The following is a 4,133-nucleotide window of genomic DNA, read 5'->3' as shown; positions in this document are numbered from 1 at the left end:
CCTCGTCATTGCGAGGAGGGACGACGAAGCAATCTCCTCCACTACAATGAGATTGCTTCGGCTTGAAGTCGGTTACTGCGCTGTTTTATCGAAGAATTGAAAAAAACCACTATCAATTCCCAATTCCAGTTGTCTCCAAGCCTCGCAATGACGGGCCATATTTCGGCAAAAGGCCATATTTCAACTTTATTTCGTCCATAGGACATATTTCAACCATATTTCAGCCAAAGGCCATATATCTACCATATTTCGGCCGCAGGCCATATATCTACCATATTTCAGCCGCAGGCTTTATTTCCGCCCCAAACCCAATTCCAACTAATTTACCCTTAATGCTCCCCTACGTTCTCCCATTCCGTTACCTCTATGCTTCCCGCTTTACATGTTTTTCGGAGTTGCTGTCCCTGTTGTGGATCTACCCGCTTTTTTTGGGATTCCTGATCTTTGGGCTTTATGGGGTGCCACAGTTTCCGACGGTATGGGGGTTTGTGATCGGTTTTGGGGCCTGGATAGCCATATACGAAATCGGGTACATGGAAAACGACGTCTTTGCTACCGGTCGCGAGCGCTTTCCCACCTACCGACTTGATGCTGCTCGTATGGCCTATGCAAAAGCGCATTTTGGCCGAATTGTTACTTCCCGGGTCCTTCTTTTCGCATTATTGCTGGGCATCAATTGGGGCGCAGGGCTTTGGTCTTCTGCACAAGCTGCTTGGTTTGTGGCTTGGGTACTGGGTAGCCGACTGTTCTTTGTACTCCACAACCGCATTCGGTCCCGCGCGAATATTGCGACCTATTTCGGGCTTTGCCTAGGCAAATACACCGTTTTTCCCTTTCTTTACCTTGGCGTGGAGTACGGATGGCAGCCTTATGGGGTGGTGATGCTTTGCTTTGTCCTGTTGAGGACCACCGAGCACGCCGCCAAAGAAAAATACGGCCTCGTCCGGTTTCAACAATGGGTAGGCGATTTGGACACTTTCCGGGTAATCTATTACAGTTCGGCATTCGCGATGGCGATGCTGGGATGGCTGATGGGCACAGTCAGCTTTGTCTTTCCTGCTGCATTGGCCTATTTTCTGGTATTTCGTGGTGCCATTTGGCTGCTGCTTCGATGGGGCACCTACACCCGTCCTCCCCTATGATGAGATTGCATGCTTGATATACTGGTCATTTTTCTGGTATACGTGCTAAGTGTAGTACTGATTACCGAGTTTGTACGTCCCCGTACAGGTGGACGGGGAGTAAACTTTTCCCTGCTGTTGTACCATTACCATGTGCTGATCGGGTTCTATTACGGGTGGTTTGCCAAAGGCACAGATACCAGCTTTTACTGGAACCTAGGTGATCGCTACAGAAGATACATCTTTGAAACTTGGTTTGATGCATATGGAGTAAACAATTTTTTTATTTTTTTTGTAAACTACCCCTTCTCAAGGGTCTTAGGACTAGACTTTTGGACGGGGACATTTTTATATGCAAGCGTATCCTCCTGGGCATTCGTTCTTCTTTATCTTGTAGGGCAAGACTTATTTAGAAACAAAAATATACGAATATTTAATTTTTCTATTTGGCCATCAATTCTCCTACTTCCTAGCCTTCACTTTTGGTCTTCAGGTATAGGAAAAGATTCGTTAATTTTTCTATTTATATCTATGTTTTTCTATGGAATTAGAGACTTTCGAAAAAATATGATAACCATTATAATAGCTGTAGCAGGCCTTTACCATGTAAGACCCCATATGGCTTTTATCATTTTACTCTCAACATCAATCATGCTAATAATTGATGGTAAACTTCACTTTTCATATAAGGTAATATTTTCGCTACTGTCCATTTTTGGTTTTTTCATTATATACGAACAAGTGCTAATCTTTTTACAAATTGAAGAATTTAATAATGAAAATATAGATGAATTATTCAACACAACTACTACAAACCTCAGCTACGGCAGGTCCTTTGTGGATATGTCAGGGTATCCTTACCCATTGAAGCTCTTTACCTTTCTATACCGGCCCCTGTTTTTCGATGCGCACAATATTTCCAGCTTTATCAACTCGATCGAAAACGCCATCTGCCTGGCGCTAACCATCGTGATTTTCACTAAGGTCAATCCCCTAAAAGGCTACAAACAGGCCCCCAATGCGGTAAAGATCATGCTGCTAACGTTTCTTTTGGCATCCATAGCCTTTGCCGGGGCCCTGAGTAATTTTGGGATTATCGTCCGCATGAAAAACATGACTTTTGTGTATTTTCTGTTCTTTTTGGTGTTCATCTATGACCGCCACATCTACGGCATCCGGCTGAGCAAGTACAAGCGGTACCTTGCCCAGAGACAGAAAGCACACGCCAAAACCCCAGAATAGGAGATGTGGGATGTGAGACAATCAGTAGTTAAAGGGGTAGAGGAGACTCAAAACGTGAGATTTAAGCACCAACACCCACTTTTCCAGCCAAATTACAATTAGTTACCCCCCGTCCTTCTCCCCATCTGCGGGAAAAACGAGCCAATCATTCAACCAAAGTCCACCTATCCAACCGCCTTCCAATCCCCTTTCTCGCTTGAAATTGGCAAACGCTCTTCTAGGATCCCGGAATATCTTTACCTGCATACCCCGAAAATTCCGTTACGAATGGGAAAAAATCGCTTACCTCCACCCATTTGTCAGGAAAAACCAACATCGTGAAATAACCCCTACCAACACCTGTTGCCTATTTGCAGTCACCCGCAGCGGTTCGACCTGGCTGGCTGATCTGCTCCATCAGGTGGATAAATCGGTATTGCTCAACGAGCCGCTGATTACGGTTCCTGACCCTATTGACTTAAGCAAGCCCATTGAACCTAGATTTGTCCGAACAGACGAAATAAAAAAACTAGGTTTTCACTACCTGCAACCCATCCCCCACTCTGCCGAATGGCCGGAAGCAAAAGATTTTTTCGAGCGCCTGCTTTCAGGAAGAATTCCGTCCCGACTACTCTATGATCTGGATAGCGGAAACCGTATCCTTACCTCCAACTACATTATTGCCCATTTTAATCATGCTAACCTGCTGGCAGGATGGCTACAGCGGCAATTTCACTTCAAATCTATTGTGTTGCTCAGGAATCCCTGCGCAGTGGTTGCTTCCCAGCTACATTATCCTGCCATCAGCGAATCAATCTCGACAAAGCAAACCGCTATTGCCCATTTTAAATTCAACGAACTTTTCAAGACCGAACAGGATCTGATTAATCAGTTAGAGACGAAGGAACAGCACTTAGCTTTCCTATGGGCATTGCAGGTACGGGAGATACTGCATCGAAATCCGGAAATCAGCCGGATGCGGGTGGTGTACTATGAGCATTTAGTTATCGACTTTGAGCAACAAATCAAAGGGATTTTTCAATGGATCGGACAGGAAGTGCCGGAAACCGTATGGAAGCTTCGAACTGTCCCCAGCAAATCCGTACTTAACCCCAATTCGACCCAACCCTACGATGTCTCCCATCTCGAAAAATGGAAACATCAGTTAACCCCTTCCCAAATTCAGCAGATTTTGGATGTGGTGCGGGAAATGGGCATAAATCTATACTCCGAGGACATCCTTCCGGAGGTTTCCGGTTGAGAGAATTAGGTTTAGTGGATGGTAGATGGGTAGATGGGTAGATGGTTAGATATGAGACGTGAGATTTTTAGAAGACGTAAGACTTAAGACGTTAGACTTAAGACGTTAGACTCGCAAAACTTTAGACCTTACATCTTGATTAAAACCAAAAAGCCGTAGCGATCCTAATCTCGAACCCATGCTGCCCACGTCATTGCGAGGCTTGAAGATATGCTGTAATTGAGATTCGGGATAGGATACAATCGGATTCTTTCAATAGAACGACAAGTAGTCTCAAGCCGAAGCAATCCCCTTGAGGAGACAGTTATATGAGACGTGAGATTTTTAGAAAACGTAAGATTTAAGACGTTAGACGTGAGACGTTAGACTAGCAAAACGTTCGAGCCTACATTAGGTAACAATCCCCTTAAGCCCTGGTTTGGAGATTGCTTCGCTCCTGCGTCGCTCGCAATGACGGGCCGAAAACGTAAGAATCCGCAAATCGGTCGACCTTACATTCGGTCCAACCCCAACGGGGTGGCATGATTATA

3 protein-coding genes are annotated in these 4,133 nt (G+C 45.0%); all 3 read left to right on the top strand.

Annotated elements, in window-relative coordinates; all coding sequences use genetic code 11:
* Window positions 1-332: 332 nt before the first annotated feature.
* The 3 genes from IAQ59_RS21575 (at window position 333) to IAQ59_RS21565 (ending at window position 3,603) form a co-directional block, all read left to right on the top strand.
* The gene (locus IAQ59_RS21575; RefSeq protein WP_209332928.1) at window positions 333-1,142 is read left to right on the top strand and encodes a hypothetical protein; all 810 of its coding nucleotides are present in this window, start codon (window positions 333-335) and stop codon (window positions 1,140-1,142) included.
* A 630-nt stretch (window positions 1,143-1,772) separates the two neighbouring features.
* Entirely contained in the window at window positions 1,773-2,363 is a 591-nt protein-coding gene (locus IAQ59_RS21570) for a hypothetical protein (RefSeq protein WP_209332927.1), read from the top strand.
* Between the two features lie 196 nt (window positions 2,364-2,559).
* The gene (locus IAQ59_RS21565) at window positions 2,560-3,603 is read left to right on the top strand and encodes a sulfotransferase domain-containing protein (protein WP_209332926.1); all 1,044 of its coding nucleotides are present in this window, start codon (window positions 2,560-2,562) and stop codon (window positions 3,601-3,603) included.
* Window positions 3,604-4,133: the final 530 nt, after the last annotated feature.

This window comes from Lunatimonas salinarum (assembly GCF_017811155.1).
Classification (GTDB): domain Bacteria; phylum Bacteroidota; class Bacteroidia; order Cytophagales; family Cyclobacteriaceae; genus Lunatimonas; species Lunatimonas salinarum.
This window is presented reverse-complemented; position numbering and strand designations above follow the sequence as displayed.

Excerpts from the sequence above, each read along its gene's own strand:
- IAQ59_RS21575 (WP_209332928.1), top strand. The coding sequence starts at position 333 with ATGCTCCCCTACGTTCTCCCATTCCGTTACCTCTATGCTTCCCGCTTT.
- IAQ59_RS21570 (WP_209332927.1), top strand. The coding sequence starts at position 1,773 with ATGCTAATAATTGATGGTAAACTTCACTTTTCATATAAGGTAATATTT.